The organism is Phycisphaeraceae bacterium (assembly GCA_019636795.1).
Classification (GTDB): Bacteria; Planctomycetota; Phycisphaerae; order Phycisphaerales; family UBA1924; genus JAHBWW01.
On sequence record JAHBWW010000004.1, the window covers coordinates 151,122 to 172,704 of the forward strand.

19 protein-coding genes are annotated in these 21,583 nt (G+C 60.0%); 6 read left to right on the top strand and 13 right to left on the bottom strand.

Translation table 11 applies throughout. From position 1 onward, the window contains the following. Positions 1-63: 63 nt before the first annotated feature. From KF757_09705 to KF757_09740, 8 genes are all read right to left on the bottom strand, one after another. A complete protein-coding gene (locus KF757_09705) occupies positions 64-2,067 on the bottom strand; it encodes an OPT/YSL family transporter (GenBank protein MBX3323251.1) in 2,004 nt (667 codons plus the stop codon). Positions 2,068-2,209: 142 nt separating this feature from the next. Continuing rightward, positions 2,210-2,521: a hypothetical protein gene (locus KF757_09710; GenBank protein ID MBX3323252.1), complete on the bottom strand. Its 312-nt coding sequence runs from the start codon at positions 2,519-2,521 to the stop codon at positions 2,210-2,212. Positions 2,522-2,757: 236 nt separating this feature from the next. After that, a complete protein-coding gene (locus KF757_09715) occupies positions 2,758-3,360 on the bottom strand; it encodes a hypothetical protein (GenBank protein ID MBX3323253.1) in 603 nt (200 codons plus the stop codon). A gap of 196 nt (positions 3,361-3,556) precedes the next feature. After that, a complete protein-coding gene (locus tag KF757_09720; GenBank protein MBX3323254.1) occupies positions 3,557-4,255 on the bottom strand; it encodes a PEP-CTERM sorting domain-containing protein in 699 nt (232 codons plus the stop codon). A gap of 239 nt (positions 4,256-4,494) precedes the next feature. After that, the gene (locus tag KF757_09725; GenBank protein MBX3323255.1) at positions 4,495-5,154 is read right to left on the bottom strand and encodes a PEP-CTERM sorting domain-containing protein; all 660 of its coding nucleotides are present in this window, start codon (positions 5,152-5,154) and stop codon (positions 4,495-4,497) included. Positions 5,155-5,455: 301 nt separating this feature from the next. Further along, positions 5,456-5,740 (bottom strand): hypothetical protein, encoded by a 285-nt coding sequence (locus tag KF757_09730; GenBank protein MBX3323256.1) that lies wholly within the window; start codon positions 5,738-5,740, stop codon positions 5,456-5,458. Between the two features lie 26 nt (positions 5,741-5,766). Beyond that, positions 5,767-6,099 carry a hypothetical protein gene (locus KF757_09735; protein MBX3323257.1) on the bottom strand — a complete coding sequence of 111 codons (333 nt, stop codon included), beginning with the start codon at positions 6,097-6,099 and terminating at the stop codon, positions 5,767-5,769. 482 nt (positions 6,100-6,581) lie between these two features. Continuing rightward, on the bottom strand, positions 6,582-7,463 hold the full coding sequence (locus tag KF757_09740) for a sigma-54-dependent Fis family transcriptional regulator (GenBank protein ID MBX3323258.1): 882 nt from the start codon (positions 7,461-7,463) through the stop codon (positions 6,582-6,584). A gap of 404 nt (positions 7,464-7,867) precedes the next feature. On the opposite strand from KF757_09740, the gene KF757_09745 reads away from it, so the two are divergent. Beyond that, positions 7,868-8,407, top strand: a complete 540-nt coding sequence (locus tag KF757_09745) for an SRPBCC family protein (GenBank protein MBX3323259.1) — start codon at positions 7,868-7,870, stop codon at positions 8,405-8,407. Here the strand turns inward: KF757_09745 and KF757_09750 are convergent. The 3 genes from KF757_09750 to KF757_09760 are packed head-to-tail and all read right to left on the bottom strand — an operon-like array spanning position 8,404 to position 11,080. Beyond that, positions 8,404-9,336, bottom strand: a complete 933-nt coding sequence (locus tag KF757_09750) for a hypothetical protein (protein ID MBX3323260.1) — start codon at positions 9,334-9,336, stop codon at positions 8,404-8,406. The genes KF757_09745 and KF757_09750 overlap by 4 nt on opposite strands. A gap of 19 nt (positions 9,337-9,355) precedes the next feature. Next, a complete protein-coding gene (locus tag KF757_09755) occupies positions 9,356-9,922 on the bottom strand; it encodes a methylated-DNA--[protein]-cysteine S-methyltransferase (GenBank protein MBX3323261.1) in 567 nt (188 codons plus the stop codon). A 57-nt stretch (positions 9,923-9,979) separates the two neighbouring features. Continuing rightward, positions 9,980-11,080 (bottom strand): PCRF domain-containing protein, encoded by a 1,101-nt coding sequence (locus tag KF757_09760; GenBank protein ID MBX3323262.1) that lies wholly within the window; start codon positions 11,078-11,080, stop codon positions 9,980-9,982. A gap of 55 nt (positions 11,081-11,135) precedes the next feature. Here KF757_09760 and KF757_09765 point away from each other — a divergent pair, with 55 nt between their 5' ends. The 4 genes from KF757_09765 (at position 11,136) to KF757_09780 (ending at position 14,771) form a co-directional block, all read left to right on the top strand. Beyond that, a complete protein-coding gene (locus tag KF757_09765; protein MBX3323263.1) occupies positions 11,136-12,125 on the top strand; it encodes an ATP-binding cassette domain-containing protein in 990 nt (329 codons plus the stop codon). Beyond that, entirely contained in the window at positions 12,122-13,501 is a 1,380-nt protein-coding gene (locus KF757_09770; protein MBX3323264.1) for an ABC transporter permease, read from the top strand. Before KF757_09765 ends, KF757_09770 begins: the two co-directional genes overlap by 4 nt. Before the next feature lie 61 nt (positions 13,502-13,562). Continuing rightward, positions 13,563-13,982: a hypothetical protein gene (locus KF757_09775; protein ID MBX3323265.1), complete on the top strand. Its 420-nt coding sequence runs from the start codon at positions 13,563-13,565 to the stop codon at positions 13,980-13,982. A gap of 27 nt (positions 13,983-14,009) precedes the next feature. Beyond that, entirely contained in the window at positions 14,010-14,771 is a 762-nt protein-coding gene (locus KF757_09780) for a hypothetical protein (protein MBX3323266.1), read from the top strand. 21 nt (positions 14,772-14,792) lie between these two features. Here KF757_09780 and KF757_09785 read toward each other — a convergent pair whose 3' ends face one another. Further along, positions 14,793-17,543 (bottom strand): hypothetical protein, encoded by a 2,751-nt coding sequence (locus KF757_09785; GenBank protein MBX3323267.1) that lies wholly within the window; start codon positions 17,541-17,543, stop codon positions 14,793-14,795. A 202-nt stretch (positions 17,544-17,745) separates the two neighbouring features. Between KF757_09785 and KF757_09790 the strand changes: the two genes are divergently transcribed. Further along, complete coding sequence (locus KF757_09790; GenBank protein MBX3323268.1) at positions 17,746-19,926, top strand: DUF5110 domain-containing protein; 2,181 nt, start codon at positions 17,746-17,748, stop codon at positions 19,924-19,926. A gap of 2 nt (positions 19,927-19,928) precedes the next feature. Here KF757_09790 and KF757_09795 read toward each other — a convergent pair whose 3' ends face one another. Continuing rightward, complete coding sequence (locus KF757_09795; GenBank protein MBX3323269.1) at positions 19,929-21,581, bottom strand: sugar ABC transporter ATP-binding protein; 1,653 nt, start codon at positions 21,579-21,581, stop codon at positions 19,929-19,931. Positions 21,582-21,583 lie beyond the last annotated feature (2 nt).

Below are 21,583 nucleotides of genomic sequence, written 5' to 3' on the forward strand. Positions count from 1 at the left end.
TCTACAAAAGGCCTCTTCTGCTTTACAAAAGCGATCGTCTCTCCCGTGAGTGTTCTGTTCGGCTCAGCCGCTCAGCCACTCCTTGGCCAGGCTCCATACCGCGACGATGACATTCATCACGCCTTCGCCGGCGATCAGGCCCGACGCGACCGCAAACACCAGCGCCTTGCACTGCACCGGCCTCAGTTTGCGCCACACCACCAGCACCATCGACCCCAGGAACATCATGACCGGGTACGCCGGCGGGACGATGAACGCGATGCCCATCGCCAGCGCGCTGGGCGTGTACGGAGCCGCCTTCGGGAAGATCTTGCGCACGATCGGCACCAGCGCGCCGAAGATCAGCCCGATCACGATCGCTGTCGGTGCATACGGCGGGAGCGAACCAAAGCCCGTCGCCAGCACCTCGGCCACGCCGCGCCACGCATGCGCCGCCGGGGCCGGATACTCGCCGCCCGCCTCGCCGATCGTGTAGACCTTCGAGAACACCCAGTACACCGGCACGACGATCAGAATCCCCGCGGTGATGCCGATGCACTGAGCGATGATCTGCTTGCGCGGCGACGCGCCGAGCATGCGCCCCGTCTTGAGATCGTGCATCATGTCGCCGGCCTGCGATGCGCCCGAGCCCGTCACCGCCGCCGCCATCAGGTTCGTCGGGATCTGCCCCGGCGCAACGCCCGCAAACGCCAGCTGCGTCACCTTGCCCATGCCCCCGACCGGGTTGATGTCCGTCTCGCCCGTCGAACGCACCGCGATCGCGGCCAGCACCGCCGAGAGCGCCACTGCGATGAGTGTCATCCAGAACGGAATGCCGAAGACAAGCTCCATCACCACCACCGCCGCGATCGTGCCCAGCGCCAGCCCGCCGATCCACCACGAGTTGGGCACGCGCTGCTCGGGCGTCTCAAACTGCGTCGACGGGTCTGCAGTGGTGGTGCGCCGGAAGGTATTGAGAATCGTGCGCCACGAAAGAGCGAGCGACATGAGCGCATCGCCGACCATGATCGCCACGCCCGGCCACAGGATCCAGCCCTGCACGCCAAAGCGCGAGTCCATGATGACCTGCCGCTCTGTCCACCCGTCATGCCCGCCGAACAGCGCGCCCAGCAGCCCGCCGCCCGACATCACGTACGGCCCGAGCAACCCCCAGCCGATGAGCGCGCCGGCCAGGATCGACAAGCCGATCCGCGGGCCGACGATCAGCCCCGCCCCCGTCATCGCCGGCGTCGCGATCGGAAAGAAACCCCACTTGATCATGATCGCAGCCATGCCGATGATGAGCGGCGTCGAGGGATCGTCGATCAGCGACTGCGCGGACTGGCCGCCGAGCAGCACCGACAGCGGGTTGTTGACGTATCCCGCGATCTGTGCATACCCATCGAACCACGCGGTCTTGAGCGCGATCACAAACAACCCCACAAGCGCAAAGATCAGCAGCACCTTGGCCTTGCGGATCGCCTCGGCTCCCTCGGCAAAGATCGACACGATCGTCTGCGCCGTCGCCGTGCCGGTCGGGAATCGCAGCTTCTCGACCACGACCATCTGATTGCGCAGCGGGACCGCGAAGAACACGCCGAGATAGCCAACCGCCAGCGACCAGAGCGTCAACTGGACATAAGACAATCGCATGGCGTTGTCGCCGTCGAGCATCGCCAGCGCCGGAATCGGCGCGAGCAGACCAGCCGCCGACGCCATCGCCCCCGCAGCCGAGCCGGTGGTCTGCGCGATATTGGTTTCGAGCACCCCGAAGCGCCGCACCTGAAACATCTGATGCAAAAACGCCCACAGCGAGAAGCCGAGAATCGCCGCGATGATCGATCCGCCGAAACTCCAGCCGATCTTGAGCCCCAGCGACACATTCATCGACCCGACCACGCCGCCGATCAGACACCCGGTCAGCACCGCCCGCAGCGTCAGTTGCCGCTCGCCCGGCTCGGGGACATAGATCTGATCGTCGTTGGTGAACCCGGCAGCCGCGCGTGCTGCCCGATCGAGCCCCGCTGCTCCGGCGGCAGAAGTCTCGGCGTTCGAGGCAGCGGATGTCGGGTCGTTGGGGTTGGTCATGGCGTTCCTCGTCAGACAGGTTCGGCCGCGAGGGTGCACACCGTTCCCCGCGAGCCGCACACTGTAACGGATGACGCCATGACACGCCACCCAATGTCAGCATCACACCAGCAGACCCCAAACATCACCCTTGCCCGGCGCGTCAGACGTACTTGGTGGACAAATGCTTCATGGTCTTGGACATGGTTCGAAGGTCGCTCGGGCTCATCGGTGAATCTTCTTTATCCTTGCACTCGCGCGTGACCTCCTGTGTCACATAGGCGATGCATTCATCCACACTGTTTTCCTCGATCTTGCCGTGCCGTACTCCCTTGTCGCACGCCCGCTTCCAGGCCGCCTGTCCCGCGCTGCGGCCCTCCTGGCAATAGGTCTCGATCACGTCGGTGAGATCGCGGCGGTTGAGTTTGACAGTCTTCGAGTGCTTGAGTTTCGGGTTGTACTTCGCAGTTGACATGCATTGGATCCTTTGAAGGAGTTTGAGTGAACAGCGGGGTTTACTCCAGCAGCCCGATCGCCTGTGGCAAGTGTACACGGTTGCGCCGCCATGTGCTGGCTGCGGAACTCTGCCCTTGCAGAACCCGGTTCGCCCATGCGACAAACCGCGGCCTCGGCCGAACTGTGTCGACCGAGATCACGGCTTGTGCACAGACGTGCACGAGATGGGAGCTTGGCTCTCCCGAAGCTCGATGTTCACCGGCGACGACGCACAGCGCATGCCGCGCCAAAGCCAAGCAGCGCGATCGAGCCGGGTGATGGCGTATTGATCGTCCACACACTGAACTCACCAAGGTTGATCACATGCTGCGCGATGCGCAAGCCGCCAATCGCATTGGGTTGCACCGCAGCCAGCACATCAGCAAATGAACCGACCAGCGTGAATCGGACTGTCAGTGTTTCGCCGGGATCAATGCCATTCATCGAGGGCGGAGGATTCGCACTGGCGCTGTACAGATTGCCGCCCCACGCACCGCCGAACAGGAACCCAGGCTGAGCCGGATTCGGTGGTGAACCGCCATCAGTGAAACTTACACCCGCCGACTGTCCGACAATCGACCCGCCTGACATCAGGCTGTTCGCCTCGAAGTACACGTTCGCAACTGTGGCCGATCCAGTCGAATCGTTATGAAATGTGAAATCAACATACGTTCCACCATCGACCAGATTGACCCAGAGATCCAGGATCGACACGTCGGCGTTGTCGGCGTTCTCATACACGATCAGATCCACGCGCACCCCAGCGCCTGCAAGAGCAGCGATTCCTACAACTGTCAAGAATCCAATCATCCGTTGCATGTTCAAACTCCTGTTGAGGCTGAGCATGAGGACTGACGGCGCTGCCTCATAGCACCGCTTCTCGCCTGATGCATCACATCGGCATCATGGCTCATATGGAAACCCTCCGCCTGCGCTTTCGCGCTGGCGGGAGTTCCTCTCGCTCGCTGTCTGTTGATGCGAGAGGCATCAGAGCGAGAGGGTGTGGTCAGAGTGCTCAGCGGCGACGACGCACAGTTGCCAGCCCGCCAAGGCCCAGCAGAGCCAAAGCGCCCGGAGCCGGCACCGCATTCGCGCGGATCATCCAGTTGCCAGGGAATCCGAAGGAATCGATGACTCCCCAGATGGTCCATGTCGAGATGTCATTCGGGTCGGAGCCCGCCATAGCCCATGACATTCCTTGTGATGCAGTCTGGTCGATTGCGCCAAGGAAGTCTCCATCAAGACTGTTAACCCAGAACCCGACCATGAACTCATCTCCTGCATTGCCCAGGAAGACGTTTGGGCCACCGACGTTGAACTTCTGGAAGTCATCGGACCGCGGTCCCTCCAGAACGGCATCTGCCTTGTAGATGTTCTGCAGGTTGGCGGGATTGCTGGGATCACCATTCACGCGGAAAACCTTGAGGATGATGTCCCGTGCATTGCCGCTTCCAAACAGTCCTGGTGCAATGCTGATGCCCGTGAGGTACTCGCGACCCGCCGTCACGGTGAACCGGTTGAGATACATGATAGCGCCGCCTCCAATAAGCCCAATCGCTTCATCCTGCGTCCCGTCATCGAGCAGGTAATCATGGCTGAAACGGGATGTTCCACCATTGACTGGCCCGATTCCGTACGCAGCGAGTTGTGCGCTGGCAGAAGGGGCGACACCGAGGAGAGCAACAACACCGAGCGAGAGAAGTTGAGTACGCATAAACACTCCAATCGTGGCCAAATTCGAATTGCATGCAGTCCTGGCCGACGCAAACCGCACACACCATCGGGCGCAATATGCCCAATGAAACCCGCTATGCGCCGCCGGGCGCAGAGCGAGGAGAGAAGAGAGGTTCGTCTGGAAACCCTCCGCCTGCGCTTTCGCGCCGGCGGGAGTTCCTCTCGCTCGCTGTCTGTTGATGCGAGAGGCATCAGAGCGAGAGGGTGTGGTCAGAGTGCTCAGCGGCGACGACGCACAGCCGCCAACCCGCCGATGCCGAGCAGGGCAAGTGATCCCGGCGCGGGGATGATCTTCAGGCCCAGTGAGATCGTGCTTCCGGCGTGAATGAATCCGTCGCGGTTAGGAAAGTTGTCGTTGAAGGTGTCCCAGAAGCGGAAACGCAGAATCCCGTTGTACAGCGTGAAGTCAAGCCCGAGCCCAACCAGATCCACCTTCGAACCGCCAGAGTTGTTGTTCTCAGTCCCTGGAGCGCTTGTGCCACTCGGTGTCAGCTCGACATAGTCAACCCCGAGGTCATCGCCGAACCGAAAGATCAGCTCGTTGAGCCACGATGGACTGTTGGCAGTATGTGTAATGTCCCAGCCGATACTGTGCACATACACGGGTGATCCCGGAGTCTTGCCGACAACTGTGGGGATGTCGTAGAGAGCAACAAAGGCATTGGCCTCGCCAGCGAAGTAGTTGAAGTCCGTTTGGAATGTGATCGTCACGTTCCATTCGTTGTTGCGGAGGTGGCTCGCAGTGGTCGACACTCCGTCGAGCGTGTTCACCGGGTTGGTCGGCGAGTAGTCGCCAGCCGGCGCCCGCAGAATTGGATTCGCCATCGCGCACGTGGCAAGCCCTGCTGCAATTGAAATCACCATGAGACTGCGTTGCATATCTGAACTCCTGATGAGGCTTGGCGAGCGTGCATCCGATGCCGCCTCATGGCATCAAGCACGACCTTCAAAGCGAACATCCCGCAATGAAGGGTCAAGGAAACCCGCTGAGCGTCGAGACTCGCCCAGCGAGAAGAGAGGAGACTGACAAGCCTGCTGAACACCGGGGGGAGTTCAGCAAGCGAGAGAAGAGAGTGGGAAACCCGCTGCACGCCGCGAAGCGCCCAGCGAGGAGAGAGGAGACTGAGAACCCCGCTGCGCACCGTCGAGCGCCCAGCGAGCAGCAAGCGAAAGAAACTCATCAGGCACGCAGACGCACAGCCTCAGTGCCAGTCAATCGAGGACTCACGCGTGTTGGATACCGAGTGTCATCCACCGAAGGCCGCGTGTGCGGGCTCAGCCAGTCGAGCAGCGAGCCGCGATGACGCTCGCTATCACCAGGGCATCCCCCAGCCAAGGCGCGACGATCAAGTTCAAGCCCGATCACTGCCCCGACATGTCGATCACGGCAATGCTCGATGGCCATCAGCAGCAGTTGTTCGTTGGTCATGGCGATCACTTGCGAATGCACGATGTCGAGTTTCATGTGAATCCCTCTCGTATCAACCTGCTTCAATGAACTGCAAACCGTGTGCCACTCCAGGGATTCCTCGATGGCGCAGAACTCGATGAGTTCAACGGAAACGGCATCAGGATTCCCAGCGACGCAGCAAAATGCTCGACCGAAGTGAAGAGGTCGATGCCTGCACTGGCAGCCTCTCGTTCAGCATGCAAAGCAGAACTCGGAAGAATGCACGCGACCCGATCAATGGTGTCGAGCCCCGCAAGCGAACGAACAAGGTGAGATAGCACGCTGCTCTGCTCAGCGAGCTCGACAGCAACGCACGATGTACCCATGAAAATGGCGGCATTCAGCCCTCGATCACGTGTGACAAACTCAATCATGGGCCAACGCTGCGACTGGCAAAGATCATGGAGCGAATCGGAACATCGACCCTCCGAAATCACAAGCCATATCGGGTTGTTGTCTGAAGGTCTCATGAAGTGAAGAGCATTGCAAGCCGCGTGCCAATGCTGCCAACGGCGAGGGATTGACTCGTTCATCATGGCAAATGCTTTTTACGGCCTCTCCATGGCACCGCATGAGCGACATCGCGTCACAAATTGACATCCACAATCGGCTATGTCACGTGCAAAGCGCGCTCAGAAGCTGGACGTGTCTCGTTCTGACGACTCGATGTCACACAAGAGCCTTCTTCATGTCACACCGCTATGACGCAATGTCACACATTGGATGCTCGATGAGCACCGCGCCTGTTCCTTAATTGCATGTGGTGGTTGCGCCGGATACGAAGAATTGCGACCGAGCCGTCTCGAGAAGGAATTCCGATCCTGCCAAATACTTCAGTGTCAGACCGCCATCGAGATCATGCGGTCTCGTTGAGCAGGCGATACAGATGACGCCTGCTGATCCCCAGCTTCCGCGCTGCTTCGGCCTTATTGCCCGCAGTCGCCTTGAGCACTCCTGCGATATGCTCTGGTCGCCGCATTGCTTCGGACATGAGCCGACCGTGACCATGTGGATGCTCTCGCCAGTGGCTGACCACCCGCGGCGGAAGAGCGTCCAGTTCAAGCCAGTCGCCACGCGACATGACCAGCGCCCGTTCTATGGCATGCCCAAGTTCGCGTACATTGCCAGGCCACGGATAATCCAGCAGCGCCATGTAGCACTCCGCCGAAGCCCGCTTGGGCTCGATACCCAGCAGTTTCGCCTTCCGCTCGATCAGTTCATCGATGAGCATCGGCACTTCGTCACGCCTTTCACGCAGTGGAGCAACGCTCAGTTCAACAACCGCCAATCGATAGTACAAGTCTTCGCGGAACGCGCCAGCTTTCACCATCGCTGGCAAATCCCGATGCGTAGCGGCTATCAGACGAAAATTTACATTCAACCGCCGTTCCGAACCGACCGGCAGCACTGTTCGCTCCTCAATGAGTGTCAGAAGCTTTGCCTGCGACTCGAGCGCAAGCTCACCAACTTCATCAAGGAAGAGTGTGCCCCCATCCGCCGCCCGCACGAGCCCCAGCCGGTCAGAACTGGCTCCAGTGAATGCACCCTTGACATGCCCGAACATCTGCGACTCGAAGAGCGAGACTGTCAAGGCAGAACAATCCGCGATGACATACGGCTCGCCCGATCGTCGGCTCAGGGCGTGAAGTTGTCGAGCCAGGAGTCCTTTGCCGGATCCCGTCTCGCCCCCAATCAATACCGTCACATCGCTCTGGGCGAGCATCTCAAGCCTTCCCATGGAAGGCGCAGTTCTACCAGCGCACGTAAGGCTCAACGATGCCATCTCTGTCTCCTCATTTCGCCGACGTGCGTAGAACCGCACGATCGAGTCCCAGCCAACTCGGTCAAGAACACCGAGCAAATTCATCTATCTGGGTGAGAGCCCAAGTGGATGATCGGGTAACCCACGATGAAGTGGATCTCCCTTATAGTACCGAAAAAAAGAACATCACTGACACACAAAAATCAGCAAATAGGTTGACAAACCCAAAATCTGTATTCTGACTAGGCATAGTGCTCGCACACCGACGCCGAATGACGGGCAGATCCAGGCCTCTCGCTCAAAATCTCGCCGTTTTGCGAAAGTTATGCACATGGCGAATGTTGGCTCCGTCGCGGATCATCTTGAATCGATCGCGGATCATGCGTCGAACTTCATCACCGATGACCTTGTTGACTCGTTACTCATCTTCTACCTGCACGATCGTCCGGAACTCGTTCGGCTGGAGACTCGAAGCGTCTATCACGCTCATGGCGTCACTCGATGTCGTGTTTGACTTCTTTTCGAGAGCCAGAAACCTCCAAGAGCTCACTCCGCCCTGGCTGAAGTTCGACGTGCTCACTCCCGAACCCATTGTCATGCAGCCCGGCACGCTGATTGACTATCGCATCATCATCCACGGAATCCCGATTCGATGGCGTACAGAAATCACGCGATATGAACCGCCTGCCATTTTTACAGATCGCCAGCTCCGCGGGCCCTACAGCCTCTGGGATCACACGCACACCTTCGAGGCCATCTCGCCCGAAGTCACTCAGGCACGCGATATCGTCGTATACCGCCCCCGCGGAGGTGTGCTTGCGCCGTTGCTCAACTCCCTATTCGTCCAGCGCGATGTGGAGCGCATTTTTGCTTTTCGACATGCAATGTTGGCTGAGCGCTTCGGCATCGCGGGCGACTAGAGCGCGGTACGAGGCTGTGGACGGCTGAGCCGGTGCATGAACCGTTCGAGCCGGGTCAATCGGGCATCACGAGGTGGACACAGGTTCGCCGCACGCGGGCACCACGCATAAAACGCCCGCCCGCTCGACACCACCACACTGCTCATCACTGCCGAAAAGAACCCCGCGAAGGCAAAATCAGTGTTGACCTCGTGTGCTACTGCTTCGAGGCGAGGCTCGATGTACGTATCGAGGTGCCGACGCATCTCGGCGAGCGCCGTTTCTTCGTTGGCCACGCGAGCAAGCCTCGGCGCAGGGGGCAGTGCCGACGTGATCTCGAAGATGATGATGCCCGGCAGACGAAGTTCGCGAAGCGCTTCCTCGCCAGCCTTTGCTGCTTCGGTAAGCCCGTCACCATGCGCGACGACGACGGCCGCAGCGCCGCACTTCCACCCTTCGAGGTCGAGCGATGCTCGCGCCGCACCATGGGGCGCGATTTTCACCTTCGCTCCCCGACAGGCGGCCGCAAACTCAAGCAGCGCCAGCCGAGCGTCGATGTCGTCCGCGTCCGCCTCAATGGATTCGAGCAACGAGGCAAGAGCATTGAACCACGCCTCAGGCGCATGTGCAAATGCACGCGTCAGGCGAGACAACCGCGAAATGAGCAGACCAGCCGCGTATACCTCGGCATTAGTTGGCGGCGCAACCTCGGCCGCAGGATCATGCAGCAATCGCACCGCCGCGTTGATCACGCCGCGCGGAGTCTTGAGCGCATCGAGTCCACGTGTCAACCCGGCGCTCTTGAGCGCAGCCGTCGAGTCGTCGGCCTGCTGACGCAAATACTCGTAATCGCCCGTCGAGAATCCCGATGCAGCGTACTCTTCGCGCAGACGCTGGCGTTCGCTGGAAACTGCAGTTGATAGGGGAGATTCGCCTCGGGTCGTAGCCACAGAATTGCTCCTCCGCGCGTCAGACCGCTCGTGCGAACAGACCCGCGTTCTCAATCATAACTCCCTCGCGTTCGAGCAGGGCAGCCTTGCGAGCAAGCCCGCCCGCGTAGCCGTGCAGCGAACCTCGCGCATCGAGCACGCGATGGCAGGGAATGAAAATCGCAATCGGATTGCGCCCGCATGCGCCGCCGACAGCCTGCGCCCCGCCGGGTTTGCCAAGGCTCCGCGCAAGCTCGCCGTAGGTGCGTGTGCTGCCGCGCTCGATCGAGCATAGAAGCGACCAGACTTCCCGGTCAAAAGCCGTGCCGCGCGGTGCGAGCGGCAGCGTGGTGTCAATCTCGCCACTGGCCAAATACCTCTCCAGCGCACTGTGCGCGCGATCCAGCACATCTTTCAACTCGAGGTCCGCTGCTGGACAAACCAGGGCAATGCTCTCTGGCCCTTTGGATTCGAGCATCTCGCAGCAGTCGTCCGAATCGCCGAAGATCAGCGCCGCAAGCGCTACCCGATCCCCTTCGCGCGAAGCGCACAGTGAAACAGCCCCGAACGGTTCAGAATACTGGTGTGTAGTGATGGCGATATTCATGTTGCAAGTGTATGAGGCTACAGCAACCCCCGCTCAGCAGCCATCATTCTCTTGCACTTACAGCGCCGCCAGCCTACGGGCAGTTTCCTGTTCGATCAGTGCTTCGAACATCGGCCCAAGTTCCGCCTCATCAATGATCTTCGTCTTGCTGAGCTTCTCTTCGAGCCTCTGGTCAGCGACGATATTGTCCTGATAGCGGTACACCCGGATTTTTTCACTTCGACCGCCGCTGCCGATCTGTTCGCGCCGCTCCGCCGCACGTTGCTGCTCGATCTTGTTTCGTTCGATCTCGTACACCCGGGCCGCCAGAAGCCGCCTGGCCTTGTCGCGGTTCTGGGCCTGACTCTTGGTTTCCTGCATCCGCACTTCGACGCCCGTGGGCACATGCACCAGATGCACAGCCGTGGCCACCTTGTTGACGTTCTGGCCGCCCGGCCCCTGCGCGGTGGTCACGTGCTCCTGCACATCCTTCGCCCAGTCGATCGACACCTGTACCTCGGTCGGCTCGGGCAGCACCGCCACCGTCGCCGTACTCGTATGAATCCGCCCCTGCGTCTCGGTCGCAGGCACACGCTTGACCGAATGTACCCCAGCCTCGAACGACAACTCCAACCACACCCCTTCGCCGCGCACGTTGATCACCGCGTGACGGATCCCCCCGACCGAAGGATCAGTCGTCAGATCCAACTCTTCAAAAGCCCACCCCTTGCGCTCCGCATAGCGACGGTACACATCGATCAGGTCACGAGCCCACAGCCCCGCTTCATCGCCCCCCGTCCCGGCCCGCACTTCAAGCATGACTGACCCCACCTGCCGGTCGTCGCTGCTCACCAGCGAAGCCTTCACATTCTCGATCGTCGCAGCTGCATCGGCCTCCAGTCGCGGCAGTTCCTCCTCCGCCATCGCCACCAGATCCGCATCGGCATCGCCACCCTCGATCATGCCCCGCAGGTCCGCAATTTCCCGGACAAGCGCCACATACCGCCGATACCCCTCGACCACCGGCAGCAAAGCCGCCCGCTTGATCGAATACTCGCGCACCCGAATGTGATCGCCCAGCACCGCCGGATCCTCGAGGCTGCGCTCCAGCCCCGCGAACTGCTCTGAAAGAGCATCAAGCCTTTTCCGGACACTGTCTGTGAGAACGCCGCTGGCCATGAACCTACGGTATGTCTCGATTTCACGCCGTGCAGCACCCCCGGGGAGGGCAGACTTGAACGCCATCGAACTCACCAGCGTCCGCAAGTCCTTCGGCCCGATGATCGCCGTCGCCAACATGAACCTGACCATTCCCGCACACGGGATTTATGGCTTCATCGGCCCAAACGGTGCGGGCAAGTCAACCACCATCCGCATGATCATGGGGATTCTCTTCCCCGACGAGGGCGAAATCGCTGTTCTTGGCAAACGCAACGCCGTCGAAGCACGCGAACGTGTTGGCTACCTGCCCGAAGAACGCGGGGTCTACAAAAAGATGAAAGTCGGGGCGTTCCTGCGCTATATCGGTCGCCTCAAAGGCCTCGGTGGGCCCGACCTCGACAAACGCATCGGTGCCTGGCTCGAACGCGTCGAACTCGGGCAGACCGTCGGCAAGAAGTGCGAGGAACTCTCCAAGGGCATGCAGCAGAAGGTACAGTTCGTTGCCGCTGTCATCAACGAGCCCGAACTGCTCATCCTCGACGAACCATTCAGTGGTCTTGATCCGGTCAACATGCGGCTCTTGCGCGAACTCATACTCGAACAGCACAACATGGGAAAGACGATCATCTTCTCCACCCACGTCATGGCCCAGGCCGAGCAGATCTGCGAACACATTGTCATGATCAACCACGGACAGAAAGTGCTCGACGATTCGATTTCATCCATCAAGGCCAAGCACGACCCACGCACCATCATCTTCAGCCCATTCGATCCGCAAGGCGATCTCAGTCCGCTGCACGCCGTCGAAGGTGTGCGGCATGTCTCGGCCTACGAACCCGGCGCACCCCGCGAAATCGAAATCAAGGATGGCGCAAATGCCGCTGATGTGATGCAACGAATCGCCGCCGCTGTCGCGCCTTCCAGACTCGAACTCCGTCGCCCTTCGCTCGAAGACGTCTTCATCGAAATTGTTCTCTCAGGCCCAGGCCGCGATGCTGTGCAGGTCGAGCGGCTGCGGGCCGCAATTCGCACCGAATCCACCCGCACGGAGACCTCCGAATGAAGCGCGTCGCCCACATTGCACTGCGTGAGTTCACCGCGACCGCTCTGACCAAGGGCTTCATCATCGGCGGGATCATCGTCCCGATTGTGCTCGTGGCCGTCATGGCCATCGGCATGCCACTGCTCATGAAGGATCGCGCTCCGCGCGTCACTGGCTCTATCGCATTTCTCGACGGTACCGGAACGCTCGGCGAAGAACTCACTCGCCGCTTCACCCCCGAAGCCCTCTCCGCAGCCGGCAAGCAACGCGTCGAGCAAGCCGTGCAATCTGCTTCCGATCTCGCCGGAGGCCCACCCGGCGTGGGCTCGACAATCGCCTCCGCTGCAAACACCGATATCCCGACCGATCTCACCATCGAACTGCTCGCAGCCGACGCAGACATCGAAGCCGAGAAGCAACCGCTCACCGAAGGAAAGGGCAGCCAGGATGGCGGCCGACTCGCCCTCGTCATCATCGATCCCGACTCTGTCGAACCCGCAGCAGGTTCCGAGACCTACGGCTCATTCCAGATCTTTGTCAGGCCAAAACTCGATGATCGTGTCGGCGGGCTTGTGCGCGATCAGGTGCGATCCACCATCCGCGAAGCCCGGATTCGCAATGCCGGATTCTCTCCCGAACGGCTCACCGCGCTGACCAGCGTTGACCCAAGACCAACACGAGAGGTCACAGTGACCGGCGAGCGCGGCTCCCTCGGCGAACTCAATGTCCTCTTCCAGTTCGCGTTCATGTTCCTGCTCATGATGGCCGTATTCATCGGCGGCCAATATCTCCTCACAACCACCATCGAAGAAAAATCCAGCCGCGTCATCGAACTCCTCCTCGCCGCGGCCTCACCCATGAACCTCATGGCCGGCAAAATCTTCGGGCAGATGGGCGTCGGAATGTTCCTCATCATCGTCTACGGCGCCATCGGATGGACCGGCCTGCTTGTCGCCGCTCGCGCCGATCTCGTCAGCCCCATGATGATCGTCTGGTTCTTCTGCTACTTCTTCATTTCCTACACCATCATCGCCTCGCTCATGGCCGCCATCGGCAGCGCCGTCAACGACCTGCGCGAAGCCCAATCCCTCATGACTCCAGTCATGATGATCGTCATGATTCCTTACCTCCTCTGGCTCCCCATCGCACGCGACCCCAACTCCACCTTCTCCACCATCACCAGTTTCGTCCCCGGCATCAGTCCCTTCGTCATGGTCATCCGCCTCACCTCCACCGAGCCGCCGCCGCTCTGGCAGGTCTTCGCAACCATCCTCCTCGGTCTCCTCACCGCATACGCCGCTGTCTGGTTCGCCGCCAAGATTTTCCGCGTCGGCCTTCTCATGTTCGGCAAGCCGCCAGACCTCAAAACATTGCTCCGATGGGTGCGCATGGCCTGACGATCTTCCTGCACTACAGCACGCCTCCTGATAAACTCTCTGAACTCGGAGAATCTCATTCATGGCCGAAGATCTCCCACCTTCGCTACCACAAGCCAAGCCCGGCGTCCGATGCGCCTCGTGCGGCTTCGATCTTGTAGGCGTGACCCTCGGACAGCGATGCCCGGAGTGCGGCACGCCTGTCATGCAGTTCGCCGCGAGCAATCAGGCGTCAGGAAAGGCTGTCACCGCACTAGTACTCGGCATTGTCGGCCTTGCAACTTGCTTTTCCTATGGCGTGATCGGTATGCCGTGCTCTATTCTTGCCATCGTCTTCGCACGCAAAGCCGAACTCGATGTTCAAGCTGGTTTCGCGCCCGTCACTTCGCTCGGCATCGCCAAAGGCGGACGCATCTGCGGTTGGGTCGGTGTAGCCCTCAATGCCATCGGCCTCCTCATCGGGCTCGTCTACCTCTTCTTCATCCTTATTGCGATCTTCTGATACCGCTCGGCGTACCCTTTGCCCGTCATGGATAAGCACGACCTCTACGAACTCTGTGTGCAATCCCCCAGGCATCTTGTGCCCTTGCTGCGCGCGGTTCATAGCCGCAATCCGCTCACGCTCGGCGAAGACTTCTCCGGCACCGCCTCACTCTCCCAAGCCTGGGTCGATGCCGCCCCCGATCGCCTTGCTATCGCTACAGATATCGACCCGTCTGTTCTGGCACGCAGGCCCGAACACCCACGACTCATCAAACGCCCAAACGACATCCGTCAGACCTGCGACAATGCCGACCTCATCTTCGCTGGCAACTTCTCCATCGGCTACATGCACACCCGCGCAGAACTCATCGGCTATCTCCAGCACGTCCGCTCACGATTGCTCCCCGGAGGGTGCTTCTGCTGCGACACCTACGGCGGCGAAAGCGCATTCCTCACCGGCAGCGTACAACGCGATCACTTCGCACCCGACGGCTCCCGCATCCTCTACATCTGGGAACAACGCCAGGCCAATCCACTCACCGGACGCGTTGTCGATGTCCTGCATTTTCATATCGAGCGCGATGGCATCATCGAAGAAGAGTTCCCCGACGCGTTCATCTACGACTGGCGATTGTGGTCAGTCCCCGAGTTGCGCGATGCCATGCGCGAAGCCGGATTCCGCGATACCGCCGTCTACCTGAATCTTCCAGACGCCGAAGATGAGGCCGGTGAGCAATACGCATTTCCCATCGACGATCCCGATGAACTCGAGGATAGTTTCATCGTGATCGTTGCCGCACGAGTGTAATGGCTCTTGCTTTGCGCGTTCTCACGGGCAGCCCGCGCTGAACGCCGACAGGAAAGCCGATACATCGAAGAAATCGAACACTCCGTCGTTGTTCAGGTCTGCTGCCGGATTCTGCGCCGAGAACGCAGCCAGAAACGCCGAGACATCAAAGAAATCGAGTACCCCGAATGGCGGCGAGAAGTCCGCAAGGCACTGTCCCACGCTGAACGGGATATGCACAACCGTCGCTCGCCCCGAGTGCTCGAAGGCCACGACGGTCAGCACATGCGCGCCGTTCGACATCGGTGCATCGAACGCACGCCGCCATTCCAGCCGATCCCAGCGCGTCGCAGCATTGAAGACACTCGTGAGCGGCACCGGGTCCGTTCCCGCCGGCAGATCCAGGAAGGTGTGCACCGCTGTCACCGTGCGATCAGGATTGACGATTCGGAACTCATGGCTCGGGTTGTCCAGTGGCACGTCAAGCCCCGGAACTTCGATCACCGCATCAAGCCGATCAACATACACCACCGTCCGCCACTCCGTGAAGATCGGGCTCGTAGCCGGGTTGGCGCGCCGACGAAACGCAATGACCGAGATATACGCGAATCCCTCTTCGATCAGCGAAGTATCAATCTCCTGCGAATACACACCGGTCGTTCCACCCGAGCCAAAAGTGGGGGAGTTGATCGTGATGAACTGCTCATACCCTCCAAGCACCGGGTTCGTTGGCGCTATGTCGATGATGCCGTTCCCGTTGTAGTCGCGCGTCCCCGCGCCGATCTTGAACAGCGCGTTGTCATCGGTGTCCGGGTCGAGTGGGTCCGTCTGCGACGTGTTGAGCGTAATCCGAAACGTCGGCCCAGACACCACCGGAATCGGGTTCAATCTGCGAAAGAACGCTGGCAACTGCGGCGGGTCGGCCGGAATCACCCCCGATTGATTCGTGATCGTCAGCGAACCCGTGGGCAACGCTTCAGAATACACCACATACCCGCGCGCGTGTTCCGTTCCTGTGCTCGATACATTCCGCGGCACCACCAGCGACACCGTCCCGCCCACACCGACCGTGATGATCTCAGGAATCTGATTCTGCGGGTCGATTGTCGGATTCGCAGCATTTCCGGTTTGTTCGTGCAGCCGCGTGCCTTGTGCATATTGCGTTGTCACCTGCACCGTATCGACGCCAGCGTCGTAACGGTCATTGACACCAACCAAACAGTTGGCCTGCCCATTGGCCGCACGCTCGAACACCAGCACATCGCTGATGTTCGCGTTGAGTTGAAAGTACTGTCCGATCGCCAGTTGATTGTGCAGCCGCACCAGTCGCGTCATCGTGCTGTCCAGCACATTGGCCGCGGGGTCAAGCCCGAGCGCCAGTGGCGAGCCCTCGCGAGGATAAAACCCGGATATCCGAGACACCCCTCGCCCGTGGTGATACACCAGCGAACGCCCAGGCCTCATCAACAGATACGCGTGCTGTGGAAACCCCTGCTGCTTGGCAGTCGGCAGCGGCGGGAGCGAGTTCCCTGTGCCCACTGACCCGTTGTCATGGCTGAACACATGATTGATGCCCATCGAACCATCCGTCACGCCGTTGTCCGCGATATCCAGGTGTCCGCTATCCCCGTTCGAGAACAGACCCGCCCATGATCCGAGTCCGTTCGCGTTGATGATCTCACGGAGCCTCCCTGCTCCTTGCAGATCCAGCGCATCGCGATTCGCGAAACTGTCCTTTCGGATGTAGTTGTTGAGCATGTCAAAGTTACCCGTAACATTCTCACCGAATGTCAGCGGATTGACCCTGTTCCCCCACGGATCCGTGCGTGTCATGTGGACTGAAGCATCAAAATACGTATCCCAGAACCACGTCGGCGCGTGCTTGAGCGCATCAAGCCGAAACCCGTCAATCCGCTGCACTTCCATCATCCACTGCGCCCACCGCATCAGCAGACCGGTCGTGTTTTCAGTGACTGCATCGCCCGCGAGCGGGTCCGCTTCGTTGAACGGATGCCGGTTGTAACTGAAATTGCCCGGATGGCGCGATGTCCCCGGATTGCTGATCGCGGTCGGTGCGAGCGATTGATCCTGATAGAACCTCGCGTTGTTCGGGTCCGGCTTGTTGTACAAAGTCCCAGCGGGGATGTTCAGCGGGTCGCCCTCTGCGACCGGCTGACGAATGTACTGGTGGTTCGTTTCCTGCGCGATATCGATCAGCGCAACCAGATCGCCACGCACCAGGTCGTAGTTCGATCCCCCGGGGTTCTCCGACTGCAAATACCCTTGTGCATTCCCCGCATGGAAGTCACCCCAGTTATCAGTCGGCAACTTATTTCGCGGCGGATTCTCGCGCGGAATCCAGAACCCCGGCCATCCACCTTGCGCCAGAAAGGCATCCGAAGTCGTGCGCCCGGAATTGTGATTGAATATGCCATCGACATACACCAGCCCATTGGCGCGGTGCAACTCGTCAACCATCGAACGGAACGATTGCTCAGTGCCATAGGTTGTGCGCGCGCGCCCGGAGTGTGTCGCATTGATCGGAGGCTTGCCCAGATCAAACCGATCAAACGGGTCATACCCCGGCGATTGGAAAGACGCTTTGGACGGTGGGGGGAGCCACACCGCGTTGTATCCGGCGATGAAGAAATCCGGCGTGCGGCGTTCGATGTCGATCCACTGTGTCTCGAACCACTGCAGGAAGACCGGGCTCAGTTGCCCCTTGGCCGAGCTTGTCGCGAGCATAATCCCGACAGCCACAAGCAGCCAAACGGTACGATGATGTCGCGTCATAAAACATCCCTCTCCTGGCGAACCCCAATGGACTTCGACCGCACAACAATCCCGATACTTTTATAGACGAATTTCGCTTTCCAGAATAGCCCATTGTCAATAATCTGCGTTGAAACAACGTCCTTGAGCCATTTTGGCAGGACCATACCTCGTCCGAAAACGAATCACGCCCGGAGTGGCACAAGTGCATCGAGTTCACACCATGACCCACAAAACCCTCCTCATTTCGATTCATTGGGCGTTGACTGGCGTTTTCGCAGCACCATCCGTTACAGCACAGGTCGTGGCCGAGTCCATCGCGGAGCGAACCGTCCGGTTTCATGCTGATTCGGAGGCACGCGACGCCGCCTTCCCCTCCATGGCCCTTCACAAGCCATTCCCCGCTCTTGAAGCCGGCATCACCGACTTCCCGGTGCTCGTCGACTTCGGCCAAAGTGACGATCGGTGGACCGCGACCGTCGTAATCGAACCTGGCACCACGCTCTATGGCACAGGACAGGCTGCCGGGCCGCTCCGCCGCAACGGCCGAATCATCGAGACATGGAACACCGACGCCTATGGCTATCAGGATGGCGATCAGAGTCTGTACACCGCGCATCCCTGGGTGCTGGCCGTACGGGCCGACGGCACGGCGTTCGGGGTTCTTGCCGACACCACATACCGATGCCAAGTCGATCTGACGACAAACATTGTCTTTCGTGCTGCAGGGCCTGCGCAGCCCGTGATCGTGATGGATGGCGATTCGCCGCACGATGTCATGCGGCGCCTCGGCGAACTCACAGGCACCATCACGATGCCCCCCAAATGGGCCATCGGCTATCACCAGTGTCGTTATTCCTATGAGCCTGAATCGCGCGTTCTTGAAATCGCAGAAGAATTTCGTTCTCGCAATATCCCAGCCGACGTCATCTGGATGGACATCGACTACATGGATGGCTATCGCTGTTTCACCTTTGACCCCGTCAAGTTCCCCAACCCCGCAAGGCTCAATGCCAAACTCGCTGAGCAAGGCTTTCACAACGTCTGGATGATCGATCCGGGTCTCAAGAGGGAACAAGGCTACAGCGTCTACGACTCCGGCGCAGCCATAGACGCTTGGGTCAAGACAAGCACCGGGCAGGTCTACATCGGAGAGGTCTGGCCGGGTGTCTGTGTTTTCCCTGACTACACCAACGTCTCGGTCCGCGACTGGTGGGCCTCGTTATACAAGCCATTCATGGCTCACGGAATTTCCGGCGTCTGGAACGACATGAACGAACCCGCCGTCTTCAACACACCCACCAAGACCATGCCCGAGACCAACTGGCATAACGCCGACGAGGCTCTTGGAGGCCCCGGCCCGCACGCACGCTTTCACAACGTCTACGGCATGCTCATGGTCAAGGCAACGCGCGAGGGGGTCATGGCAGCCAACCCCGAAGTTCGTCCCTTCGTCCTCAGCCGCGCCAACTTCATGGGTGGCCATCGCTACGCTGCGACATGGACCGGTGACAACAGCGCCAACTGGTACCATGTGGACGTCTCAATTCCCATGACACTCAATCTCGGCTTGAGCGGGCAACCCTTCTGTGGCCCGGACATCGGTGGGTTCGCAGGCAACGGCGATGGAGACATGTTCGCCCGTTGGATCGGGTACGGTGCTCTCCTTCCCTTTGCCCGAGGCCATACCGGCAAAGGCAACATTGACAAGGAGCCATGGGCGTTTGGCGAAGCCGTGGAGGCAACCTCACGCCGCGCCCTCGAACGTCGATACCGTCTCATGCCGTACTTCTACACGCTCTTCCGCGAAGCGTCGCTCACCGGCATGCCGATCGCACGACCCACGTTCTTTGCCGATCCGACAGATCCCGCGCTTCGCTCCGAGGATGATTCGTTTCTGCTCGGCGATGCCTTGCTTGTCGTGGCGCAGATCCAGCCCGCACGCGATCGAGTCAGCGTGCTCCCCTCTCCTGTTGCCGGCGTTGCGTGGCGCGAGTTTGACTTTGAAAGTTTCGATGGCGGACGCGACTCGAAGGATCCCGATCAACCACGCCTTCTGCTTCGGCCAGGATCGATCATTCCCGCCGGCCCCGTCATGAACTACGTCGATGAGGTTCCACTCGATCCCTTGACGCTCATCATTTATCTTGACGCCGAAAGCTCTGCCCGCGGCGAACTCTACGAAGACAAAGGCGACGGCTGGGAGTACCTCGACGGGCAGTTCCTCCATTCGATCTACGAAGCGGAATCAGATGGCTCGCAGGTCACGATTCGCCTTGTCAACGCTGAAGGCGACATGCCGCGCCCTGCGCGCACGCTCCACGTTCGCCTGCTCATGCCCGACGGCACCGAACGCACCGCAGTCGGTCGCGATGGAAGCAACGTCACGATCCTGCTGGACTGAGTTCATCCCGCAGCCATGGCAGGTCGGGCCTCACGTGTCGCGAGCGTGAGGATGTTGCGTTGCGTCATCTCGTCGCCCGTCAGTTCGCCACGAACTGTTCCTTCAGCCATCACCAACACACGATCGGAAAGGGCCAGCAACTCGGGCATTTCCGACGACACCAGCACAATCGCAACGCCCCGGTCGGCCGCAGCGTGAATGAGTCGATAGATCTCGGCCTTGGTGCCAATATCGATGCCGCGTGTTGGTTCATCAAGAAGCAAGACTTTGGCATCCTTCTGCATCCACCGCGCGATCAGCAATTTCTGCTGGTTGCCGCCCGAGAGTTCATTGGGCAGCGACGATGGTGAAGCGGACTTGACGCGAAACTCATCAAGGCACTGCGTCACGAGCGTGCGTTCCTTCGGCAGGCTTCTCATACCGATTGCGGCTGCCAGTCTCTGCATGTAAGGCACAACAATGTTCTCCGCCACACCAAGGTCGAAGAACAAGCCCTGCACACGGCGATCCTCCGGCACATAGCCGACACCCGCAGCGATCAGTTTTTGCGGCGTGCGAGTGTCAATCTCAACCCCCTCAAGGCGAATGACACCCGATCGCTGAGAATCGAGCGCAAAGATCGCATTGAGAAGTTCAGACCGACCCGATCCAACAAGCCCTCCGATGCCAAGCACCTCGCCAGCCCGCACCGAAAACGACACATCCCTGAGTTTTCCCGGCGAGTTCATGCCGATCACTTCGAAGGTGCGTGGCGCATCGTGCGGCACGTCCTGCCTCGGCCCGCTTCCACCCATCGCACGAAGCGTCGCCGCTTCGCCGCCAGGCGTGCGAATCCTGCCCGTTGGTGTCTCCAGCCGACGACCGATCATCTGCTCCACAAGATCCGGCTCGGGTGTCGAACTCACATCGCTCGTCGCGACAAACGCCCCATCGCGCAGCACCGTCACCCGATCACAGCACGCATAAATCTCGCCCATTCGGTGCGAGACATAAATAATCGTCAGCCCCTCTCGCGCCAGGGACCGCACGATTTCGAGCAACTTCTCCGTCTCAGCGATCGAAAGCGAACTGGTAGGCTCATCGAACACAATCACGCGCGCCTTCTCGCACCCGGGTCGAACCTCTTCTTCGAGAGCCGACGCGATCTGACAAATCTGCCGCAACCCTGGCGAGAGTGTGCCCAACTCCGCATCCACATCAATCGAAGGTTCAAGCCGATGCACAAGTTTCGCGGCACGCTCGCGCATGCGCGCACGATCAACCGTGCCAAACCGCAACCGTGGCAGATCATGCAGGCACAAGTTCTCCGCCACCGAAAGGTTCGGGCACTGCGCGAGTTCCTGATGGACGATGCGCACGCCCGCAGAAAATGCATCATCAATCGACCCGGGCTTGAGCACGCGCCCGGCGATGGTCACGACCCCTTCGTCCTGCTTGTGCAATCCGGCAATGACCTTGCCCAGCGTGCTCTTGCCGGCGCCATTCTCACCCATGAGGGCGTGCACTTCGCCGTTGCGAAATGACACCGAAACATTGTTCAGCGCCTGCGTGATCCCGAATCGTTTCGAGATGCGCTCGGCCGTCAGCAGAATGTTGTGGTCCTGAGCCATCATCTCGCCGTGCGATGCTTGCCGAGCCTGTTGCTCGCGTGCCACGA